Below are 21,357 nucleotides of genomic sequence, written 5' to 3'. Positions count from 1 at the left end.
GGTGACCACGATGCTCGTCGACGATCCGTTCCGCTGCTTCGTTCCCTATCCGCAGGCGCCCGTGAAACACGCGCCGACCGGCCCGCTCGCGGGGCTGACGCTGGCGGTGAAGGATCTCTACGACGTCAAGGGCTATCCGACGGGAGCCGGCTCGCCGCTGGTGCTGGCCCAGTCGGGCATCAAGACCAAGACCGCGCCGGTGGTGAAGGCGCTGCTCGAGGCCGGCGCCCGCTTCGTCGGCAAGACCCATACCGACGAGCTCGCCTTCTCGCTGAACGGCAAGAACGCGCATTTCGGCTCCCCCATCAACCCGGCGGCGCCCGACCGCATCACCGGCGGTTCCTCCTCGGGCTCGGCGGCCGCGGTCGCCGGGCGGCTCGCCGATATCGGGCTCGGCTCCGACACGGGTGGCTCGGTGCGCGCGCCGGCGAGCTATTGCGGCCTGTTCGGCATCCGCCCGAGCCATGGCCGGATCTCGCTGAAGCGGGCCTGGCCGCTGGCCGACTCGTTCGACACCGCCGGCTGGTTCGCCCGCGACGGCGAGGTCTTCGCCCGCGTCGGCGAGGTGCTGCTCGGCAAGGACAAGCTCGCCTTGCCGGTGAAGCCGCGCCTGCTGCTGGCCGACGATCTCTTCGCCCAGGCCGTGCCGGAGGCCGAGACGATCCTGCGCAATGTCGTCCAGCGCATCGTCCCGCAGCTCGGCGAGCCGCAGGCGGTGAAGGCGGTGCGCGATCTCGACGCGCTCTACTGGGCTTTCCGCTGGCTGCAGGGCCGCGAGGCCTGGGCGGCCGACGGCGCGCTGATCGAACGCCTGGCCATGCCGCTGGGGCCCGGCGTCACCGAGCGCTTCGCCTTCTCCAAGGCGATCAGCGATGCCGACCACGCCAAGGGTGAGGCCGTGCGCAAGGCCTTCCGCACGCGGCTGGCCAAGCTGCTCGGCCAGGACGGCGTGCTGATCCTGCCGACGGTGCCCGACATCGCCCCGCTGGTCAGCGCGCCGGAAGACCAGCTCGACGATTTCCGCAACCGGGCGCTGCGCCTGCTCTGCCTCGGCGGCCTCTCGGGCTTCCCGCAGGTGAGCGTGCCGGTGGCGCGGCGCGAGGGGGCTCCGCTGGGCCTGTCGCTGCTCGGGCCGAAGGGCTCCGACAAGTCCCTGATTGCCTTCGCCACGACCTTCGAGCGCGCGGCGCGGGTGCGGATCGCGTGAGGGTGTCTCTCTCAGCCCTCATCCTGAGGAGCTGCGAAGCAGCGTCTCGAAGGATGGTCCAGAGCGCGATGGAGCATCCTTCGAGACGCGGGCTTGCGCCCGCTCCTCAGGATGAGGGCTGAGGTCTTGAAGTCCGAAGGGAGAGCGGCATGAGCGGCCACCACCATCATCACGACCACGATCACGACAACCACTTCACCCCGATCGAGGCGCGGGTGAAGGCGCTGGAATCGCTGATGGTGGGTAAGGGCTATGTCGATCCCGCCGCACTCGACGCCATCGTCGACACCTATGAGACCAAGATCGGGCCGCGCAACGGCGCCCGCGTCGTGGCGCGGGCCTGGGTCGATCCCGCCTTCGCGGCGCGGCTGCAGGCCGACGGCACGGCCGCCGTCGCCGAACTCGGCTTCGGCGGGCGCGGCGGCGAGCACACCGTCGCCTGTTTCAACACGCCGGACGAGCACAACCTGATCGTCTGCACGCTGTGCTCCTGCTATCCGTGGCCGCTGCTCGGCCTGCCCCCGGTCTGGTACAAATCCCCGCCCTATCGGTCCAAGGCGGTGCTCGACCCGCGCGGCACGCTCGCCGATTTCGGCCTGACCCTGCCGGAGGGCCAGCGCATCCGGGTCTGGGATTCGACCGCTGAGACGCGCTTCCTCGTCATCCCGATGCGCCCGGCCGGGACCGAGGGCTGGTCGGAGGAGACGCTCGCGACCATCGTCAACCGCGATGCGATGATCGGCACCGGGCTGCCGCGCGTGGAGGACGCACGATGAACGGCGGCCAGGACCTCGGCGGGCAGATGGGCTTCGGCCCGGTCCGGCCCGAAGCCGACGAGCCGATCTTCCATGCCGAGTGGGAAAAGCGCGTGCTCGCGATCAATGTCGCAGCCGGGGCGATGGGCGCCTGGACGATCGACGGCATCCGGGCGGCGCGCGAGAGTCTGCCGCCGGCGCAGTATCTCTCCTCCTCCTATTACGAGATCTGGCTCGCGGGCCTGAACCGGATGCTGGTCGAGCAGGGCTTCGTCACGCCGGAAGAGCTCGAGCAGGGCCAGCCGCTCGCGCCGGCGAAGACGCCCAAGCGCGTCCTCAAGGGCGAGGAGGTCGCCAGCGTTCTGCGCCGCGGCTTCCCCTATGAGCGCGAGGCGGAGGCCCCGGCGCGCTTTGCCGTCGGCGACCGGGTGCGCACCCTCGTGATGAACCCGCGGCACCACACCCGTCTGCCGCGCTATGCCCGCGGCAAGGCCGGCGTGATCGAGCGGGTCACGGGTTGCCATGTCTTCCCCGACTCCGGCTCGCAGGGTCTGCCGGAGACGGCGCAGTGGCTCTATACCGTCGTCTTCACCGGCCCCGAACTCTGGGGCCGCGACGCCGATCCGGCGTCGACCGTCTCGATCGAGGCCTGGGAGAGCTATCTTGAACCCGCGTGACCTCGCGACGCTGGCCGGAGATACCCCGATCCCGCGCGATGCCGGCGGCCCGGTCTTCGCCGAGCCCTGGCAGGCGATGGTCTTCGCGCTCGTCGTGCAGCTGCAGGAGCGCGGCATCTTCACGGCGGAGGAATGGGCGCAGGCGCTCGGCGCCGAGATCCGCGAGGCGCTGGCCAGGGGCGGCTGCCGCGACGGCTCGGATTATTACGAGCGCTGGTGCGAGGCGCTGGAGCACCTGCTCATCGAGAAGGGGCTGGCCTCGCATGACGGCGTCGATTCGCTGGCGGCGTCATGGGCCCGCGCGGCGGAAGCGACGCCGCATGGCCAGCCGATCCTGCTCGAGAACGATCCGCAGCGGGGGTAACTCCGTCCGGACCGAAATCTCGGAACCACGCCGTCATCCCGGACAAGCCGCGAAGCGGCGCCGCTCCGGGATCCATCGGAGAGCGCCGGAGCCCTCCGATGGATCCCGGGGCAAGCCCGGGATGACGACGCGGTTCAGAGCAAACTCAAGCCACGCCGAGCGACAAGAGATCGTGCACATGCACGAGCCCGACCGGCCGCTGGTCTGAATCGGCGACGATCAGCGCGGTGATGCGCAGCCGGTTGACCATCTCCAGCGCTTCGCCGGCGAGCGCGTCTGGAGTGATGCGACGGGGGTTGGCGCTCATCACGTCCCGCGCCCGCTGGGCCGGTCCCCCGCGCATCAGCTTGCGGCGCAGATCCCCATCGGTGACGACGCCCGCCAGCACGCCCTCGGCATCGATCACGATGGCGCAGCCGAAGCCCTTCTCCGAGATGAGCGTGACCACGTCCGCGATCGCCGTGTCGAGCCCGACGATCGGCAGCGCGGCATCGCGATGCATGATGCTGGCGACGGTCTTGAGCTGCGCGCCGAGCTTGCCGCCGGGGTGGTAGACGAAGAAATCCTGCCGCGAGAATCCGCGAGCCTCCAGCAGCGCCACCGCCAGCGCATCGCCGAGCGCCATCTGCATCGTCGTCGAGGTGGTCGGTGCGAGACCGTTGGGACAGGCCTCTTCCGCCTTGGGCAGGAGCAGGGTGATATCAGCCTCGCGGCCGAGCGCGCTGTCGGCATTGGCGGTGAGCGCGATCAGCCCGACGCGGAAGCGCCGCGTATGGCCGACCATGGCGGCGAGTTCCGCCGTCTCGCCCGACCAGGACAGGGCGATCACGACGTCGTTGGGTTGGACCATGCCGAGATCGCCATGGCTGGCCTCGGCCGCGTGGACAAACAGCGCGGGCGTGCCGGTCGAGGCAAGCGTCGCAGCGATCTTGCGACCGACAAGGCCGGATTTGCCCATGCCGCAGACGACGACCCGCCCGCCGGCAGCCTGGATCATCGCCACCGCGGCACTGAAGGGCTCGCCCAGCCCGTTGCCGAGCGCGGCATGGAGCGTGTCGAGTCCGGCGCGCTCGGTGGCGATGGTGCGGAGCGCGGAGGCGCGAATATCGGCTGTCATGGCGCGCGCTCTAGCACAGGCGGCCTCCGGCTCGCCAGCTTTGCCGCCATCCGCGCCTCCCTCCCCCCGCTTGCGGTGGGGAGGGCTGGGGTGGGGGGCAGTTCCGCTCGGCGAGACGCTGAAGGACAGGGCTCGGGCTTTGCGCCCCCCCATCCCTAACCCTTCCCCACCGCAAGCGGGGGGAAGGGATACGCTTCGATGTCGCGCGGTCGCCGCGACAAGCCAACCACGTCATTGACGCCCCGTTAACCCCCTTCGTTCTAACTCCGTTAACCATGCGCGTCGTCCCAGGCGCGTCAGAGCTCATGCCTGGAGCGACCGAGCCCCGTGTCAACCCGCGTCACCCTGCTCCTGACCGGCGTCGCCGCCGCCAGCCTCGTGCTGGCGACGACAATCGTCTCGGCCCAGCAGACGCGCCGGACACCCCTGCGCCCGACCGTTCCGGCCTATGTCGCCCAGCAGCCGCCCCGGGACCCGGGGGCTGTCCCCGCGACACCCGACGTCCTCGGCGATCCCGCCGGCCTGATTCGCGCCCAGCCCTCGGCGATCTCGAACCGGGCCCCGCCCTATGCCAGCCGCTCCGTGCGCGGCAGCGGCGTACGCGGCGTCACCCAGCGCCAGTTCCGCGCGCCGCCGCCCACCGTGACCGGCCTGCCGGCGGTGCCGCCCGCACCGCCGCCACCCCGGCGCGCCCCGGCGGCACAGGAGGACCCCTATGCGCCGCTCGGCCTGCGGCTCGGCAGCGTCGTGCTCCGGCCCGCGCTCACCAACAGCGTCGGCTACGACACCAACCCGCAGCGCACCGCCGGATCGACACGCAAGGGCTCGCCCTTCAGCCGCCATGAGGGCGAGGTCGACATCCAGTCGAACTGGAACGTGCACGAGCTGACCGGCCGGCTGCGCGCCGGCTACAGCGAGTTCTACCGCGACCGCGAGGCCTCCCGTCCAGACGGCGAGGGCAACCTCCAGCTGCGGCTCGACGCGTCGCGCGACACCCGCATCCTGCTCGAAACCCGGGCCCGACTCGACACGCAGCGCCCGGGCTCCCCGGATCTGACCGCCGCCGTCGTCGGCCGCCCGCTGGTCTATCAATACGGCGCCTCGGCCGGCGTCACCCACGACGTCAACCGCCTGCAGATGACGCTGCGCGGCTCGGTCGACCGCAGCGACTACGAGGACGGCAAGCTGAGCAACGGCGGCATCGTCAGCCAGCGCGACCGCAACCAGACCCAGTATGGCCTGCGCCTGCGCGCGGCCTACGAGGTCACGCCGGGCTTTAGGCCCTTCGTCCAGGGCGAGGTCGACACGCGTGACTTCGATCAGGCGATCGATTCGAGCGGTTACCGCCGCTCCTCGAACGGCATCACCGCGCGTGTCGGCTCGACCTTCGAGATCAGCCGCCAGCTCACCGGCGAGGTCTCCGTCGGCTACCAGGACCGCAAATACGACGACGCCCGCCTGCGCAACCTCAGGGGTCTGATCGGCGATGCCGCGATCCTGTGGTCGCCGACGCCGCTCACCACCGTGACGCTGCGCGGCACCTCCGAACTCGGCGACACCACCGTCGCCGGCTCCTCGGGCACCACGGCGCGGCGGGTTTCGCTCGAGGTCGCCCATGCGCTGCGCCGAAACCTCACCGTCACCGCTTTCGGCAGCTTCAACCGCACGGAGTATGAGGGACAGGGGCTGCGCGAGGATTCCTCCAGCATCGGCGCCCGCCTCGACTACAAGCTGACGCGGACATTCTCGGTGCGCGCGAGCTTCACCCATGAGCGGCTCAACTCCAGCGCCCAGGGCTCCGACTACACCGCCAATGTCGCGCAGGTGGGCCTGAGGCTGCAGTTCTGACCACCCGCGTCATTCTCGGGCTTGCCCCGAGAATCGCGGAAACCAGTCCCCTCCGGTCACGAGATGGTCGGGCCGAGCCCGACCATGACGCGGACCCCCCCGCTACTCCATCCCCTCCAGCTCGATGATCATCCCCTCGATCATCGTCAGGCCGATCTGCCAGAAGGCGGGATCGCGCGCATCCAGCCCGAACGGCGCCAGCAGCTCGGCATGGTGTTTGGTGCCACCGGCCGAGAGCAGGGCGAAATAGCGCTCCTGGAAGCCCTCCGCCGCGTTCTGGTAGACGCCGTAGAGCGAATTCACCAGACAATCCCCGAAGGCATAGGCGTAGACGTAGAAGGGTGAATGGATGAAGTGCGGGATGTAGCACCAGAACGGCTCGTAGCCCGGGCCGAGCCGGATCGCCGGACCCAGGCTCTCCGCCTGGACGCTCATCCAGAGCTCGCAGAGCGCCTCGGCCGTCAGCTCGCCCGATCTGCGCGCCTCATGCACCTTCCGCTCGAAGGAGTAGAAGGCGATCTGGCGCACCACCGTGTTGATCATGTCCTCGACCTTGGCGGCCAGCATTGCCTTGCGCTGCTTGGGGTCCTGCGTGCCGTCGAGCAGCCGCCGGAAGGTCAGCATCTCCCCGAAGACGCTCGCCGTCTCAGCCAGCGTCAGCGGCGTCGGCGCCATCAGCGCGCCGTTATGGGCGGCGAGAACCTGATGCACGCCATGCCCGAGCTCATGGGCGAGCGTCATCACGTCGCGCGGCTTGCCCTGGTAATTGACCAGCACATAGGGGTGCGCGGAGGGCACGGTCGGATGGGCGAAGGCGCCGGGCGCCTTGCCGGGCCGCACCGGCGCGTCGATCCACTGCTCGTCGAAGAAGCGCCGCGCGATGCCGGCCATCTCGGGAGAGAAGGCGCCATAGGCGTCGAGCACCGTGTCGCGCGCCTCGGTCCAGGGAATCGTGCGCTGCTCGACCTTCGGCAGCGGCGCGTTGCGGTCCCAGAAATCCAGCGCCTCGCGGCCGAACCACTTCGCCTTCAGCTTGTAATAGCGGTGCGACAGCCGCGGATAGGCGTCCCGCACGGCGGTGACCAGCGCATCGACGACCTCGCGCTCGACGCGGTTGGCGAGATGGCGTGAATCGGCGACGTCCTGGAACTTGCGCCAGCGGTCGGAGATTTCCTTGTCCTTGGCGAGCGTGTTGGTGATCAGCGCGAAGGTCCGCAGCTGGCCGCGAAACACCTCGCTCAGCGCCTCGGCGGCGGCCTTGCGCACCGCGCCGTCGGCATCCTGCAGCTTGTTGAGCGTCGGCTCCAGCGTCAGCTCCTCGCCGCCGATCCGGAAGCGCAGCGAGGCGATGGTCTCGTCGAAGAGCCGGTTCCAGGCGGCGTGCCCGGTCATCGACTTCTCGTGGAAAAGCGCCTCGACCCGATCCTCGAGCTGGTGCGGCTTGTCCTTGGCGAGATCGTCGAGCCACGGCTTCCAATGCGAGAGCGGGCCCGTCGCGGCGATCCGGGCGAGATGCTCGGGCTCGATCCGGTTGAGCTCGAGTTCGAAGAACAAAAGCTCCGTCACCGCCGCGTTGAGCTTGTCCTGCGTGTCGCCATAGAATTTGGCGCGCTGGGGATCGGTGGTGTCGCCCGCATAGACGAGGCCGGCATAGGCGCCGATCCGCCCGAGCCGGTCACTCAGCCCCTCGAAGGCCTTCACCGCCTCGGCCAGCACGGCGCCACCGTCCTCGCGCTCGGCGAGCGCCCCGAGCTTGCCGCGATACAGCGCCGCGAAGTTCTGCGATTCGCTCATCGCCCGCTCGAGATCGGCCTTCAGCTCCGGCGACTCCATGGAGGGATAGAGGTGGCGGAGATCCCATTCCGGCAGCACGCCCAGCGTCTTGGCCGTGGCCGCGGCGGTTTCGGAGGCTGTCGTCCGCAGGACGCCGTCGCACGCAGTCATCATCTTGGGATCACCTCGCAACCATCAACCGGTGCGCCTTCATATGCGCAGGACGGTCGGCAGGATCAATGCGCTCTGGCGGCCGCGGCGTCGCGGCCGGGGGCGGCTTGCGCTTAAGCGCCGCTTAACCGTTCTGGCCGAGGATGCCCCAGAACGGAACAGCGATTCCATCGGCCGATGGCGCTGTTTCGTCGATTCCGGCTGCCGAGGTGTCATGACTGCCACAGTTCTCGTCGTCGACGACGATCCCGTCCAGCGGCGGCTGCTCGATGCCATGCTCAGGCGCTCCGGCTATGATGTCGCCGTCGCGGACACCGGGCACGCCGCCCTCCAGATGCTCACCGGGCCGGACGGCGAGCGCTTCGACGCCGTCATCCTCGACCTCGTCATGCCCGAACTCGATGGCATGGGCGTGCTCGCGGCGCTGCGCGAACGCGCGATCGAAATTCCCGTCATCGTGCAGACCGCCAACGGCTCGATCGAGACCGTTGTCCAGGCGATGCGGGCCGGCGCGGTTGATTTCGTGGTCAAGCCGGTCGGCGCCGAGCGGCTGCAGATCTCGCTGAAGAACGCGCTCAAGCTCGGTGCCCTCGAACACGAGCTGCGCCACATCAAGCGCCGCGCGTCGGGCACGCTGGGCTTCCGCGACCTCGCCACCAAGAGCGCCGACATGGCCCGCGTCGTGCGCCTGGCCGAGCGGGCGGCGAAGTCCAACATCCCCATCCTGATCGAGGGCGAATCCGGCGTCGGCAAGGAGGTGCTCGCCCGCGCCATCCAGGGTTCGAGCGACCGCAAGGGCAAGCCCTTCGTCACCGTCAATTGCGGCGCGATCCCGCACAACCTCGTCGAGTCGATTCTCTTCGGCCACGAGAAGGGCTCCTTCACCGGCGCCACCGAGCGCCATGTCGGCAAGTTCGTCGAGGCCAGCGGCGGCACGCTCTTCCTCGACGAGGTCGGCGAACTGCCGCTCGACGCGCAGGTCAAGCTGCTGCGCGCGATCCAGGAAGGCGAGGTCGACCCCGTCGGCGGCAAGAAGTCGGTGCGCGTCGACATCCGCATCATCTCGGCGACGAACAAGAGCCTGCTCGACCAGGTCAAGGCCGGCGAGTTCCGCGAGGACCTCTACTATCGCCTCAACGTCTTCCCGATCACGCTGCCGCCGCTGCGCCAGCGCCGCGAGGACATTCCCGATCTGGCGCGCGGCTTCCTGGCCCGCTTCGCAGCGGAGGAAGGCAAGAAGCTGCGCGGCATCGCCGCCGAGGCGCTCGCCCTGATCGGCAGTTACGACTGGCCGGGCAATGTCCGCCAGCTCGAGAACGCGATGTTCCGCGCCGTGGTGCTGGCCGATGGCGACGAACTGACCGTCGCCGAATTCCCGCAGATCGCCGCGCAGATGGAGGGCTATGACGTCCGCATCCCGCCCGCCCCCGCCTCGCTGGGGCCCGCCGAGGCGCGCAACGACACGCCGCGCATTATCCAGATGCCGGTGCGCGACCCCAATGCGCTCGACCTCGTCGCCGGATCGGACATGCGCACGCTCGACGAACTCGAGCGCGAGATCATCAAGTTCGCTCTCGCCCATTACCGCGGGCACATGTCGGAGATCTCGCGCAAGCTCGGCATCGGCCGCTCGACGCTTTATCGCAAGCTCAAGGATTACGGGCTGATCGAGACCGAATCCGGCACGGATGAAACCGACGCGGCCTGAGCCGCGACCAACCGAATGGCGGCGCCTGTTGCGCCGCCGCCTCTTGTCGAAACCCGCCGAGTCACGCAGGAATGCGGGTCTCGGCAGAATTCAGGAATAGCGACCATGCGTCGTCGCCACTGGGCGGATCTGGCTTGCGTCTCGGCTCTGGCCCTGTCCCTCACCGCCTCCGTCGCCTCCGCCGAAGGCCCGGCCACCGACCCGACGCTGGGCATTCCGCTGCCGGAACAGCCGGCCCTCCGGTTGCTTGCCGACGAGTTGCCGCCGGTCGCGCAGGCGCCCGCCAGCGCAGAGGCGGCCCCCGCCGAGCCCGCCCCGCAGACGCAGGCCGCTGTCGCTCCCGCCACTGAGCCGGGCATGGTCACCGGTGCGGTCACGCCCACGGCGCGCCCCGAAGGCAGCCTCGTCACGCCGGAGCCGACGCCTGCCCCCGTCGCGATGCCTGACGAGCCCGTCACCCTCGACATCCCCGCCATCGAGTTGCCGCCCGCCGATCCGGCGCTCGCCGCGCCGCAGGCCGCACCGGTTCTGCGCAGCGCCGAACCCGCGATCGCGCCGCCCGATCTGCCGAAGGTCGTCGTCGACCTGCCGGCCGGCACCGAATTCGCGGCCGACATCGCCGCCCGCGCCGCCGAAGCGCTGACTCTGCCACGCCTCGCCGAGCGCGAGCGCGCCGAGATCCTCGCCGCCTACGAGGCCAACGGCAACCGGCCGCTCTGGATTCAGGGCCGCGGCTGGAGCGCCGCGGGACTGCGCCTGACCGATCGCATCGGCCGTGCCGGCGAGGATGGACTGCGCCCGACCGACTATCCCCTCCCCGCCTTCGAGGCGAGCGACAAGGGCAGCCTGGCCGAAGCCGACGTCCGGCTCTCGGCGCTTGCCGTGCTCTATGCCCGAGACGCCCGCGGCGCCCGCGTCGATCCGCGCCGCCTCTCCAAGCTGCTGACGCCGACGCTGTCGCTGCCCTCCGCCACCGAGGTGCTCTCGGAATTGGCGGGCGCTGCCGACGCGGGCGCCGTGCTCGCCGCCTACAACCCGCCCCATGAGGGCTATCGCCGGCTCAAGGCCAAGCTCGTCGAGCTGCGCGAGCACCAGGACGACACGCCGCTGGTACGCATCCCCTCCGGCCCGGCGCTGAAGGTCGGCATGCGCGACGAGCGCGTGCCGCTGGTGCGCGCGAGGCTCGGGCTCGGCCCGACGGAGGAGCCCGTCTTCGACCGCTCGACCGCGACCGCGCTCGCCGCCTTCCAGAAGCAGGCCGGCCTGCCCGCGAACGGGGTCCTGGGCGCGCAGACGCTGGCCGCGCTCGGCACGCCCGCAACAGCCCGCGGCGAGCAGGACGTCATCGCCCAGATGGAGCGCTGGCGCTGGCTGCCGGGCGATCTCGGCGCCGACCACATCATGGTCAACGTCCCGGAGTTCCGCGTCCGCGTCGTCCGCCAGGGCCAGATCGTCCACGAGACCCGCGCCATCGTCGGCAAGCCGGAGACCGCGACGCCCATCTTCTCGCACAGGATGGACCACGTCATCGTCAATCCGTCCTGGTACGTGCCGCCTTCGATCCTGCGCAAGGAGTTCATCCCCGGCCTCGCGGCCGATCCCGACTACGCCGCCAGGCGCGGCTATGTGGTGACGCGCACCAAGGGTGGCGGCATCTCGGTGCGCCAGCCGCCGGGCGAGCGCAATGCGCTCGGCTGGATCAAGTTCATGTTCCCCAACGACCACGCCGTCTATCTGCACGACACGCCCAACCGGAGGCTCTTCGCCCATGAGAAGCGCGCCTTCAGCCATGGCTGCGTGCGCGTCGACAATCCCTTCCTGCTCGCCGACCAGGTGCTCGGGCCGGAATGGACGCATGAGCGCCTGAAGCGGCTGATCGGCTCGGGCGAGCGCCGCATCAACCTGCCCCAGCCACTCGCGATTCACCTCGTCTACAACACCCATGTCGTCGGCGCCGACGGCAGCCTCACCACCTTCGAGGACCTCTACGGCTTCCACCGCATGGTGCGTCAGGCGCTCGAACCGCGCGGCTGACACCACTTCGTGGAACGGTCCGGCACGCCGGCACCGTTTCGCCACGATCAAAGGGTAGCGGAGGGGCGCGCAGAAAGGGCTGGCCTGGCGATTGCCGGCTTGCTAACGAGGCGTTAACGCTTCTCCGCAACTGTTCGTTCACGTTCATCACGCGCCGCCAGAGCGGGGCATCGAGACGGGTCAGCAGATTGGGCAGCTCAGACGCCACGCTTTCGGCACGCAATGCGCGCCCGAAACAGGTCTTCCGCCGGGCCTTGGCGCTCGGTGTCGCGGCCGGAGCGCTTCTGCTCGGCGTGCGCGGCACGCAGGATGCCGTCGCCAATGGCGACACGCGGACGATCTCGATCCGCCACATGCACACCAAGGAAGAGATCACCGTCACTTTCAAGCGGGACGGCCGCTATGTCGCCGAGGGGCTCGAGAAGCTGAACTGGGCCCTGCGCGACTGGCGCACCGACGAGCCGATCCGCATGGATCCGCGCCTCTTCGACGTCGCCTGGGAGGTCCAGCGCCAGGTCGGATCCCAGCAGCCCTTCCACGTCGTTTCCGCCTATCGCTCGCCCGGCACCAACTCGATGCTGCGCCGACGCTCGCGTGCCGTCGCCAAGCACAGCCAGCACATGCTCGGCAAGGCGATGGATTTCTATCTGCCCGACGCCGCGACGGCCCGTGTCCGCGAGGCCGGCATGCGGCTGCAGCGCGGCGGCGTCGGCTTCTATCCCGGCGCACACACACCCTTCATCCATCTCGATGCCGGCTCGGTGCGCTCCTGGCCGCGCATGACGCGCGACCAGCTCGTGCGCCTCTTCCCGGACGAAAAGACCGTCCATCTGCCGGCCGACGGCCAGCCGCTGGGCGGCTACGAGATCGCCAAGGCCGAGATTCTCTCCAGCGGCGGCGCGGTGGCCGGCTATGCGGCAGCCGATCTCGACGAGGGCGCGGTCATCTCCTCGGGACGCAAGAGCCTGTGGGCGTCGCTCTTCGGCGGCGACGAGGAAGAGGCGGATGCGCGCCCGACCCGCGGGCGGCGCGCCGCGCCCAAGCCGCAGCCAGCCGTGATCGCCTATGCCGACAGCAATGCCTTCGCCGACAGCAACGCCTCCGATGGCGGGCGCTTTGCCGTCGCGCTGGCGCCGCAGCCGGCCCCGGCGACGCGCTCGCTCGCCCAGGAGCGCGCCGAGCGGCTCGCCCCGCGGGCATCCCCGCCGCCGGAGACCCAGGCCGTCGCGCCCGTCAACGCCGCCGCCGCACCGCCGACGCCTCCCGCACTGGAGAAGCGGCCGGCCCTCGTCGATGCGCCGCTGCCCCTCGCCCGCCCGCGCAGCCTGACACTGCCGGGAGAGGCGGAAGGCGCCGTCCAGATCGCGGCGTTGCCCGCGGCGGGCGGGGCACTCGCCTTCGCGCCCACCACGGCCGGCGCCGATCAGAAGCTCATTCTCGCGGCCCTGCCGCCGCGGCGGCCAGGCGAGATGACCGCCCTTGTCGAGAGCGTCATCGCCGGCCGGCCGACCGACGCGCCGCTGCCGCCGGTGCGCCCGGTCGCACTGACCGGCTTCGGCCTCGCCGGCCAGTCGACGCCGCTGCCCGCCACAGCCGGGCTGCGTGGCTCGGAGCCTGCCACCGCCGCGCTGCCCGAGGGCAGGCTCGTCGCCGTCTCGCATCCGCTGCCGCCGAGCCGCCCGGACCGCGGTGGCGTCAGCGTTGCCGCGGCATCGCCGGCTCGCCCCGCGCCAACGCCGATCGAGTCGCAGTACGACGCCGATCGTTCAGGGCTCGATTCGCTCTTTGCCGCCGTTGCTCGCACCTCTGTTGCCCCCGGGCGCAGAGTGACCGTCGCCCGCGCCCGGACGACCGCGCCAGCGCCCTCGCCGATCGCCGGCCCCAGCCCCGCCGCGGCGCTCGGCTTCAGCCATGCAGAGCCCAGCGACGCCCGCACCGGCTCCTTCAGCGGCCCCGCCGTCAGGCCGCTGCCGACGAACTTCATCCAGAACTGATCCCTCGGCGCCGCATTAACCGATTGCTGACCCCGCTGGCGCCACACTGCAGGCGATTCGCCAACAGTGAGAGTTGCTATGGGACAGGTTTTGCAGTTTCGGCTTCCGCCGGTCCGGGACGAGGTTCAGCCCGGCGCCGAGCTCGACCTGCTCTCGGCGGTCGATTTCGCCCTGCGCGACCTGATCGACATCGCCAATCATGTCACGCTGGAGGCCGTGCGCGAACAGGCCAAGGCCTGCCACGCCATGCTGGCGGCCGCCTATGACGCCGAGTTCGAGCGCGCCTGAGCCGGCGCGCGGACAGCGCGCCCGCTGCATCACGCTGGAAAGCACCGCGCCGATCAGCGATGATCCCATCGTCAGCCTGCCAGCCGTGGCCGCCTGACCAGCCCGGCCAAAGCCGGCATTGAGGTGGCTACGAGAAGCTACACCACCATCAGGGACACGACCCAAAGTCCGCTGCAACGTAGCGCCACTGGACTAGGCCGCTCTCGCGGCAGGGCGGTGCAGCTTTGTCGTTCCGCCCGATCCTAAGGCAGATCGAGAAGCCCTACGGCTACGCGCGAACCGCCATTGGGATTGCCGATTTCCGCGTTGTCGCTTCGATGAGTAATACCAACGGCCCTCATTCCTGACCGATATGCGCCCATTCACGCCTCCCGATGGATGTGATGGTCCTGGGCTGATCGACGAGGCGGTTCCACGCGTCGCAGGCGGCGTCGATGATGTCGTCGTAGGTGTCGAAGACGCGGTTTGAGAGCCAGTTCGCGCGCAGATACTGCCAGATGTTCTCGACCGGGTTCAGTTCGGGCGAGCGCGAGGGCAGGAAGATCAGCGAGATGTTTTTCGGCACGACGAGCTTGGCCGTGGTGTGCCATCCGGCGCGATCGAGCAGTAGGACGGCATGGGCGCCCTTCGCGACCGTCCTGGCGATCTCGTCGAGATGGGCCTGCATGGCGTGGGTATCGGCGAAGGGCATGGCGAGCGCCGCGCCGACGCCGCGGGCCGGGCAGATCGCCCCGAACAGATAGGCGCTCTCGTAGCGCTGGTCGGCGGGCTGGCGCGGCCTGGTTCCGCGCCTGGCCCATTGCCGGACCAAGCCGTTCTTCTGGCCGATGCGGGCTTCGTCCTGGAACCAGAGTTCGATCGGCTTGCGCTTCGGCACATGGGCGAGATGGGCCCCCAGCGTCACCGCGAAGTTTTTTTGAACGCCTCGATCACGCGCGCGTCCTGCGCCGGGTGGTGCGGGCGCGCGCTGATGTGGGAAAAGCCGATCTGCTTCAGAAGCTTCCCGATCGTGCGCTCGTGATAATCAACGCCGAAGCGCTCACGAACGACCTTCTGCAGGTCGATGCGCCGCCAGCGCACCACGCCATTGACGGCCCGGTCGGGGCCCGTCTCGACGATGGCCGCCAAGGCGGCGAGCTGATCGGTCGAGAGCCTGGGCGGATGTCCCTTGGAACGAATGTCCTTCAGCCCGTCGGGGCCGCCTTCGTTGAACCGGTGAACCCAGTCGCGCAGCGTCTGGCGATCCATGCCGCCGATCCGCGCGGCCTGCTCCCGATCCATACCGTCGAGAACCGCCGCCAGCGACAGAAGCCGGCGGCTCTGGTTGGCGTGCCTCGACCCCGCCGCAAGCCGACGCAGGTCGAGGGCCGAGTAGTCCGTTCGAAGCTTCACCGCAGCAGCCATGGCGCGAATCCTCCTCGCGCACATGGAATCAGCGAAACGAGCCGCCGAAAAGACCCCCGTGAGTCAGCCGCGATGGCCGTTGGTATAATAGCGCATCGGCTTTCGACATCGGGCGTCCCAATAGATACCCCTGCAGATGGGTACAGCCCTCTTGCTTCATGATCGCGATTTGGTCTTCGCTCTCGATGCCCTCGGCCGTCGTTTGCACGCCAATCGCAGCCGCGAGGCCGAAAATCGCTTTCAAGATGGCGCGGCCGGAGGGATTGCCGACGGCGTCGCTGACGAAGGAGCGATCCACCTTGATCCGGTCGATGCTGAGATGCTTGAGATAAGCCAGCGAGGAATAGCCCGTGCCGAAGTCGTCGAGGGCCACCGCTATGCCGAGGCGTCGAAATTGGTCTATCGCGGCTTGAACCGCCGATCCCTCATGAAGCAGCGTCGATTCCGTGACCTCCAGTTCAAGGCGGTGATTTGGCAGCCCAGACCTCTTGAGGGCGTCATGAACATGGCGCTCCAGTTTGCCGCCACGAAACTGCACAGGCGACAGGTTGACCGAGATGAACAGATCCGACGGCCAGCGCATCGCTTCTCTGCAAGCCTCCTCGAGAACCCAGGCGCCAAGCGCGAGGATCAACCCGGTTTCTTCGACAATCGGAATGAAGATATCCGGCCTGACGTTGCCGCGCTCTGGATGTTTCCAGCGTAGCAGCGCTTCAAATCCGGCCAAGCCGCGCGAGCCAATCTCGAAAATTGGTTGGTACTCGACGTAGAACTGGCGATACCGCCACGCTTCATTGAGGTCGAGCTGAAGTGCGTTGCGGGTCTGGATGGCCCGGGTGATCTGTTCAGAGAAGACGCGTGCAACGCCACGGCCCTCGGCTTTGGCCTGCTGGAGGGCCAGATCGGCATTCTTGAGCAGCGTCACGGCCCCTACGGCATCACCCGGAAAGAATGCAATTCCAATCGAACATCTGATGACGATTTGATGATGGCGAATTGAGATAGGCATCTGGATCACGGCAATGATGCGCTCAGCCAACGACAGGGCTTCTGCTTCATCGGCCAAACGGCAGCGGGTGATGGCGAACTCGTCGCCCCCGACCCGAGCGAGTTCGTCGCCATTCCTGAGCGTGCTTTTCAGGCGCATCGCAATGGCCTGCAGCAATTCGTCGCCGACATCGTGGCCAAGCCGATCATTGATGGCCTTGAAAAAATCCAGCCCTACAACGATCAGTGCGAAAGGCTCATTCGCCTCCGCCCCGGCCAAGGCTTCAAGGTGCTCAGCGCACCATAGCCGGTTGTGCAGATGAGTCGGCGTATCGCGACGAGCCAGGCGGTGTCGAGAGGCCGCCAGCCAGCGTTGGTTACGGGCCTGACGGCCCAATGCAAAAGCCATCAATCCGATGACAATACAGAGCAGGACCGCCGCGAGCACCACCGGAATGCTTGCCGACAGAATCTCCTCATCCACCGTCTGAGACGTCGTGGTGACAACAATCGAGGCGGGAAAATTCGCCAGGCGTCGACTCACGACCAATCTCTTCGGGGACTCCAGCAGGCCTGCACTCAAAAGCCCACCGTGAGTGGGCAAGGAATCCAGCGCCTCCGCGAGTGCCTGGGAGTGGGCGTCGCGCTCATCGTTTGCGATGGATATCCCGCCCGGAGACTTTGCAAGGAGGCTCCCATCGTCCCGGACAAGTGCGATCAGCCCGCCGGGACCGAGATCAACATCAGCTAATGCAGTTTCGAAGTAAGCTCGGTCGATGGCTGCGTTCACGACACCAAGAAAGGCACCGACAGAGGAAACGACACGCCGCGTCAGAATCAGATTAACTTTACCGCTAATCTGTCCGAACATTGGTCGGCTCAGATAAAAAGGCTTTGACGACAAATTCTTTAGGCTCTTGAAGTAATCACGATGAATATAATTTACATCCGGAGGAGGAAAGAATCGGGTCGTGTTAATGACTTTTCCGGTCTCATCTACGAGGGTCAATGCGTCGATATAGGCGAAGGCTGATATCCGTGCGCGCATGGCATCATGAGCCGCCAACGTTGACATTGCCGCGCTCATTCCGTCGGCATCGCGTATACCTGCACTGCTGATGCTATCGACAACATTACGCGGGACCAGATCCATCGCTTGGAAGGCACGGTCCGTTTCGCCAGAAAGCGGAAGGGCAATGTTAGACAGAGATTTAAGACGAGATCCGGTTATACTATCGCTGATCTTTATCACGGCAAGCGACATTGAAGCAATAACAATAGCAATTAAAAATGTACTTGTGATCAGTATTTTTCTTTCACTGATCATCATAATATCACGTGAGTGACTTGTGAATTTCAAAATTGACAGACCGAACGACCGCTGAGAAGGAGTTCCCATTGACAAGTTCTTGCCCTCAATGATCGGCGCCAATTGGCCTACCGTGAAGCCGCAATCGTTCCGACGGGACCATCAAAAAACTTGCGATAACCATGATCTTCAATTTCGATCATCGGACAAATTGATGGTGCCGATTGTTTGGCTGGGTGGGTCGGCCAGGGTTACAGGGCAGCCACGCGGCCAAGAGGTGCCAGCGCTCAACGGGCCTAGCGGTCGCTTCGCCTCCCCATCGTGGTCGACGGAAGCTACAGGCAATCGGTAGCAGAGGAAGCGTAAACATATCGTGAAATTTTACAAGTTCTAATTTCTCGGGCCATCTGTCGAAGCGTAAGACGGGATGTCTGCTGAGCGGTGGCTCGCCTTACGCTGCGCCTTCGAGCGTTGTTCGCCGTAGCCGAGCCGGTGCGTCGCAGGCCATGGCAACACCGGCTCGGTTAAAACTCATCCCAGCCTGCGTTGCCGCCTTTCGCCGCTCGGCGAGGGGAGGGCAGACGGGCCTCTTTCGGATGCCATCTGCGCGGCCGTCTGGCGCAAGTCCCGACGTTGGAATTGAGCTGTTCCGATGCAGCTTGCCCCCTGGCAGGCTGTTGAAGAATGCAGTCATTGGGTGGAGCGGTATCGCTTATCGGCGGGATTCGGATGATCGAGGGCGCCTGGTGAGCGCGATCAGGGTCGTCGGCTTCGGCGCGGGGCGTCGCGCGGCTTCGACGCTGATCGTCGCGGGGGCCGCGTCGGTGATCTCGCTCATGCCGGCGTCGCCAACAGCTTCGGCAGGCGGACGAGGTTGCAGGCTGCGGCGGCGAAGGTGAAGGCCCATCCGACCCGGTCGACGCCGCGCAGCTTGGGCCTGTAGAGCCCGGCCACCGCCTTCATCCAACTGAGGCCCTCCTCGATGCGCTTGCGGATGCGCTGGCTTGCGGCACAGCCGGGATGGCGGGTGGTGCGACCGTCGATGGCCGAGGAAGGCGAGCCGCGCCTCCATGCCGGGCCCCTTGCGATAGAGCTTGGCGTCCGGGTCGGTGGTCGAGGCGTGGGTCGCGTTCGAACGCTTCTCGCCGCGGAAATCGGCCTCGGCGTTGCACCCGCCCGATGCCGGCGGCGGCGGCTCGTTCGGGCCGGAGCCTGGTCCAGGCTCTTCGACCGGCCTGAAGCTCTTCCTCGACGCCCAGGCCTGGATCAGCGTGCCGTCGACGCTGAAGTGCTCGCTCGACAGGAGCCGCTTCACACGGCGCCCGGCCAGCACGGCCGACAGGAACTGCGCCGCGACGTCGCCGGCGAGCAGCCGGTCGCGGTTCTTCGAGAATGTCGAGTGATCCCAGACCGCGTCGTCGATGCCGAGCCCGACAAACCAGCGAAACAGGAGATCGAACTCCAGCCGCTCCATCCGCTGGCGCTCAGAGCGGATCGAGTAGAAGGCCTGCAGCAGCATCGCACGCAGCAGCTTCTCCGGGGCGATCGACGGTCGGCCGAGGCCCGAGTCGAGCGCCGAGAGGTCGCTGCCCATCACTGAGAGAGCCTCGTTCACCAGCGACCGGATCGCCCGCTGCGGATGGCCCGCCGGCACCCGCGCCTCCAGATCAACATAGCTGAAAAGCGCCCCTGTCCGCTCGTCGCTCCCGCGCATCCCGATCCTCCCCAAAGCAGAGGAGTGAATCACGTCAAGGACGGAACCGCGAGCCGCTTTGTCAACAGCCTGTTAGGGCAGCTCCTGCCGTCGGCGTCCAATCGTGCAATTCGCTGGATGTGTCGAGAGCCATCGCAAAGGAAGGATTTGGCCTATCAAACAACCGAACGCGGTCTGCGCGAACGTCCATCTGGAGACGTAGCTGGGGACCTCACTGGGTACACGCCCCGAGCGCCCCTTCCACCAAAGCCTTGAACATGCTAGCTTAATTCTAGCATGCAGGCCTTGGTGGAGCTGAGGGGATTCGAACCCCTGACCTCTGCAGTGCGATTGCAGCGCTCTCCCATCTGAGCTACAGCCCCGAGGCGCTGGCCTTCTAGGCCCTGCGTCGCGTGTCTGTCAATCGCTTGCGCCATGAGTTTGCGGCGCGCGCGACGGTGGGCGCCGGCCAACGACGATCCAGAGGATTCCCGATGCGTGCCGTTCTCGACGTGGTGTTGCTGGCCCTGCAGATCTACACATGGCTGCTGATCATTTCGGCCGTGCTGAGCTGGCTGATCGCCTTCAACGTCGTCAACACCCGCAACCAGTTCGTCTCGACGATCTGGGACATGCTCTACCGCATCACCGAGCCGGTCCTGCGCCCGATCCGCAACATGCTTCCCAACATGGGCGGCATCGACATCTCGCCGATCATCCTGCTGCTGCTCATCTTCTTCATCGAGCGCGTCATCGTCCTCTATCTCTACCCCGCCGTCTTCTGAGGTGGCCTCCCCGGCCGCGGGCCAGCCCTGGACCGCATCGGCCGAGGGCCTGCGCCTGTCGGTGCGGCTGACGCCGCGCGGCGGCCGCGATGCCATCGACGGCGTCGAGATCCTGTCCGACGGCCGGCCCGTGCTGAAGGCGCGGGTGCGGGCCGCCCCCAGCGAGGGCGAGGCCAATGCCGCCCTGCTCGCCCTGATCGCCCGCACGCTCGACCTGCCGCGCTCGGCGGTGACGCTGGCGGCCGGTGCCAGCGCACGGCTCAAGACCTTGGCGATCGCCGGCGACCCCGCCGGTCTCGGCGCCCGTCTCGAGGCCATCGCCGCCCCGCGATGAGCACGCAGGCCGCCTCCCGCAGCGCAGCATCCGCTTGACGAAAGCGCTGGCCTCCTGTTCGAAGAGGCCATGGACACGCCCGTATCCCCTTTCCCCGAGCGGCTGACCGAGGGTTACCGCGCCTTTCTCGACGATCGCTTCGACCGGGAGAAGGACCGCTACGAACAGCTTGCCGAGACCGGCCAGACCCCCCGGATCATGCTGATCGGCTGCTGCGACTCGCGCGTCTCGCCGGAGGTGATCTTCGATGCCCGGCCCGGCGAGATGTTCGTCGTGCGCAACGTCGCCAATCTCGTGCCGCCCTTCTCGCCCGACGACCAGCTCCACGGCACCTCTGCGGCGCTCGAATACGCCGTGCAGGCGCTGAAGGTGGAGCACATCGTCGTGCTCGGCCATGGCCGCTGCGGCGGCATCCGCGCCTTCGCCGACGATGCCCAGGGCCCGCTCTCCTCGGGCGACTTCATCGGCAAATGGATCACGCTGATCGCGCCCGCGGCCGAACGCACCGGCGGACGCGGCCGCCACGAGACGCTGGACGGCTATGTCGAGCGCCTCGCCTTTTCCTCGATCCAGCAATCGCTGGCCAATCTGCGCACCTTTCCCTGCGTGCAGATCCTCGAGAGCAAGGGCCGGCTGCACCTGCACGGCGCCTATTTCGCCGTCGCCACCGGCGTGCTGATGCTGCTGGACCCTGTCTCGGGCCAGTTCGTGCCCGCCATCGGCGAACTCCCGCGCAAGGCCGTCCCGCTCCGCTGCGACTGACGACGGTCATTCAGCATCCCGAAACGGGTCGTCATCCCGGACAAGCGGCGCAGCCGCGCTGATCCGGAATCCATCTTAAAGCGGTGCGCCCTCCGATGGATCCCGACGCTCCGCTTCGCTACGGCCGGGATGACGGCGCGTTTCAGA

General features: G+C 67.8%; 16 protein-coding genes, 1 tRNA gene and 1 pseudogene. 12 read left to right on the top strand and 6 right to left on the bottom strand.

Annotation, left to right across the window (positions count from 1 at the left end):
• The first annotated feature begins 10 nt into the window (after window positions 1-10).
• From SJY11_RS04420 to SJY11_RS04405, 4 genes are all read left to right on the top strand, one after another.
• Window positions 11-1,207: an amidase gene (locus tag SJY11_RS04420; RefSeq protein ID WP_376989251.1), complete on the top strand. Its 1,197-nt coding sequence runs from the start codon at window positions 11-13 to the stop codon at window positions 1,205-1,207.
• Between the two features lie 149 nt (window positions 1,208-1,356).
• A complete protein-coding gene (nthA, locus tag SJY11_RS04415; protein ID WP_376985212.1) occupies window positions 1,357-1,983 on the top strand; it encodes a nitrile hydratase subunit alpha in 627 nt (208 codons plus the stop codon).
• Window positions 1,980-2,639: a nitrile hydratase subunit beta gene (nthB, locus tag SJY11_RS04410; RefSeq protein WP_376985211.1), complete on the top strand. Its 660-nt coding sequence runs from the start codon at window positions 1,980-1,982 to the stop codon at window positions 2,637-2,639. The genes nthA and nthB overlap by 4 nt, the downstream gene beginning before the upstream one ends.
• Window positions 2,626-3,003 carry a nitrile hydratase accessory protein gene (locus SJY11_RS04405; protein ID WP_376985210.1) on the top strand — a complete coding sequence of 126 codons (378 nt, stop codon included), beginning with the start codon at window positions 2,626-2,628 and terminating at the stop codon, window positions 3,001-3,003. Before nthB ends, SJY11_RS04405 begins: the two co-directional genes overlap by 14 nt.
• 145 nt (window positions 3,004-3,148) lie before the next feature.
• Here SJY11_RS04405 and SJY11_RS04400 read toward each other — a convergent pair whose 3' ends face one another.
• The gene (locus SJY11_RS04400; protein ID WP_376985209.1) at window positions 3,149-4,120 is read right to left on the bottom strand and encodes a KpsF/GutQ family sugar-phosphate isomerase; all 972 of its coding nucleotides are present in this window, start codon (window positions 4,118-4,120) and stop codon (window positions 3,149-3,151) included.
• A 327-nt stretch (window positions 4,121-4,447) separates the two neighbouring features.
• Here SJY11_RS04400 and SJY11_RS04395 point away from each other — a divergent pair, with 327 nt between their 5' ends.
• The gene (locus SJY11_RS04395) at window positions 4,448-5,968 is read left to right on the top strand and encodes an outer membrane beta-barrel protein (protein ID WP_376985208.1); all 1,521 of its coding nucleotides are present in this window, start codon (window positions 4,448-4,450) and stop codon (window positions 5,966-5,968) included.
• Window positions 5,969-6,070: 102 nt separating this feature from the next.
• Here SJY11_RS04395 and SJY11_RS04390 read toward each other — a convergent pair whose 3' ends face one another.
• Window positions 6,071-7,915: a M3 family oligoendopeptidase gene (locus SJY11_RS04390; RefSeq protein WP_376985207.1), complete on the bottom strand. Its 1,845-nt coding sequence runs from the start codon at window positions 7,913-7,915 to the stop codon at window positions 6,071-6,073.
• A 211-nt stretch (window positions 7,916-8,126) separates the two neighbouring features.
• On the opposite strand from SJY11_RS04390, the gene SJY11_RS04385 reads away from it, so the two are divergent.
• From SJY11_RS04385 to SJY11_RS04370, 4 genes are all read left to right on the top strand, one after another.
• The gene (locus SJY11_RS04385; protein WP_376985206.1) at window positions 8,127-9,620 is read left to right on the top strand and encodes a sigma-54-dependent transcriptional regulator; all 1,494 of its coding nucleotides are present in this window, start codon (window positions 8,127-8,129) and stop codon (window positions 9,618-9,620) included.
• Window positions 9,621-9,725: 105 nt separating this feature from the next.
• Window positions 9,726-11,654 carry a L,D-transpeptidase family protein gene (locus SJY11_RS04380; protein ID WP_376985205.1) on the top strand — a complete coding sequence of 643 codons (1,929 nt, stop codon included), beginning with the start codon at window positions 9,726-9,728 and terminating at the stop codon, window positions 11,652-11,654.
• A 188-nt stretch (window positions 11,655-11,842) separates the two neighbouring features.
• Complete coding sequence (locus SJY11_RS04375; protein WP_376985204.1) at window positions 11,843-13,648, top strand: peptidoglycan L,D-endopeptidase MepK; 1,806 nt, start codon at window positions 11,843-11,845, stop codon at window positions 13,646-13,648.
• Window positions 13,649-13,726: 78 nt separating this feature from the next.
• Entirely contained in the window at window positions 13,727-13,936 is a 210-nt protein-coding gene (locus tag SJY11_RS04370) for a hypothetical protein (protein WP_376985203.1), read from the top strand.
• Window positions 13,937-14,273: 337 nt separating this feature from the next.
• Here the strand turns inward: SJY11_RS04370 and SJY11_RS04365 are convergent.
• The 4 genes and pseudogenes from SJY11_RS04365 to SJY11_RS04350 all read right to left on the bottom strand — a co-directional run bounded on the left by SJY11_RS04365 (window position 14,274) and on the right by SJY11_RS04350 (window position 19,712).
• Window positions 14,274-15,340, bottom strand: a protein-coding gene (locus tag SJY11_RS04365; RefSeq protein ID WP_376984777.1) for an IS630 family transposase whose coding sequence is annotated in 2 segments (ribosomal slippage) — window positions 14,274-14,854 and window positions 14,854-15,340 — 1,068 coding nt in all. Because the reading frame shifts where the segments join, the coding sequence is not laid out codon by codon here.
• Window positions 15,341-15,368: 28 nt separating this feature from the next.
• Entirely contained in the window at window positions 15,369-17,657 is a 2,289-nt protein-coding gene (locus SJY11_RS04360; protein ID WP_376985202.1) for a putative bifunctional diguanylate cyclase/phosphodiesterase, read from the bottom strand.
• A gap of 813 nt (window positions 17,658-18,470) precedes the next feature.
• Window positions 18,471-19,350: pseudogene (locus tag SJY11_RS04355) on the bottom strand (transposase).
• Window positions 19,351-19,636: 286 nt separating this feature from the next.
• Window positions 19,637-19,712, bottom strand: a tRNA-Ala gene (locus SJY11_RS04350).
• 111 nt (window positions 19,713-19,823) lie between these two features.
• Between SJY11_RS04350 and SJY11_RS04345 the strand changes: the two genes are divergently transcribed.
• The 3 genes from SJY11_RS04345 to SJY11_RS04335 all read left to right on the top strand — a co-directional run bounded on the left by SJY11_RS04345 (window position 19,824) and on the right by SJY11_RS04335 (window position 21,210).
• Complete coding sequence (locus SJY11_RS04345; protein WP_376985201.1) at window positions 19,824-20,114, top strand: YggT family protein; 291 nt, start codon at window positions 19,824-19,826, stop codon at window positions 20,112-20,114.
• A gap of 1 nt (window position 20,115) precedes the next feature.
• Window positions 20,116-20,448 (top strand): DUF167 family protein, encoded by a 333-nt coding sequence (locus SJY11_RS04340; protein ID WP_376985200.1) that lies wholly within the window; start codon window positions 20,116-20,118, stop codon window positions 20,446-20,448.
• A gap of 69 nt (window positions 20,449-20,517) precedes the next feature.
• Complete coding sequence (locus SJY11_RS04335) at window positions 20,518-21,210, top strand: carbonic anhydrase (protein WP_376985199.1); 693 nt, start codon at window positions 20,518-20,520, stop codon at window positions 21,208-21,210.
• The last annotated feature ends 147 nt before the right edge of the window (window positions 21,211-21,357 follow it).

The organism is Allobosea sp. R86505 (assembly GCF_042466375.1).
Taxonomy (GTDB): Bacteria; Pseudomonadota; Alphaproteobacteria; order Rhizobiales; family Beijerinckiaceae; genus Allobosea.
Note: the sequence above shows the minus strand (reverse complement) of the source record. Positions and strands in the feature narration are given on the sequence as shown.

Excerpts from the sequence above, each read along its gene's own strand:
- SJY11_RS04360 (WP_376985202.1), bottom strand. The coding sequence starts at position 17,657 with ATGATGATCAGTGAAAGAAAAATACTGATCACAAGTACATTTTTAATT.
- SJY11_RS04420 (WP_376989251.1), top strand. The coding sequence starts at position 11 with ATGCTCGTCGACGATCCGTTCCGCTGCTTCGTTCCCTATCCGCAGGCG.
- SJY11_RS04400 (WP_376985209.1), bottom strand. The coding sequence starts at position 4,120 with ATGACAGCCGATATTCGCGCCTCCGCGCTCCGCACCATCGCCACCGAG.
- SJY11_RS04380 (WP_376985205.1), top strand. The coding sequence starts at position 9,726 with ATGCGTCGTCGCCACTGGGCGGATCTGGCTTGCGTCTCGGCTCTGGCC.
- SJY11_RS04335 (WP_376985199.1), top strand. The coding sequence starts at position 20,518 with ATGGACACGCCCGTATCCCCTTTCCCCGAGCGGCTGACCGAGGGTTAC.
- nthA (WP_376985212.1), top strand. The coding sequence starts at position 1,357 with ATGAGCGGCCACCACCATCATCACGACCACGATCACGACAACCACTTC.
- SJY11_RS04370 (WP_376985203.1), top strand. The coding sequence starts at position 13,727 with ATGGGACAGGTTTTGCAGTTTCGGCTTCCGCCGGTCCGGGACGAGGTT.
- nthB (WP_376985211.1), top strand. The coding sequence starts at position 1,980 with ATGAACGGCGGCCAGGACCTCGGCGGGCAGATGGGCTTCGGCCCGGTC.
- SJY11_RS04385 (WP_376985206.1), top strand. The coding sequence starts at position 8,127 with ATGACTGCCACAGTTCTCGTCGTCGACGACGATCCCGTCCAGCGGCGG.
- SJY11_RS04345 (WP_376985201.1), top strand. The coding sequence starts at position 19,824 with ATGCGTGCCGTTCTCGACGTGGTGTTGCTGGCCCTGCAGATCTACACA.
- SJY11_RS04390 (WP_376985207.1), bottom strand. The coding sequence starts at position 7,915 with ATGATGACTGCGTGCGACGGCGTCCTGCGGACGACAGCCTCCGAAACC.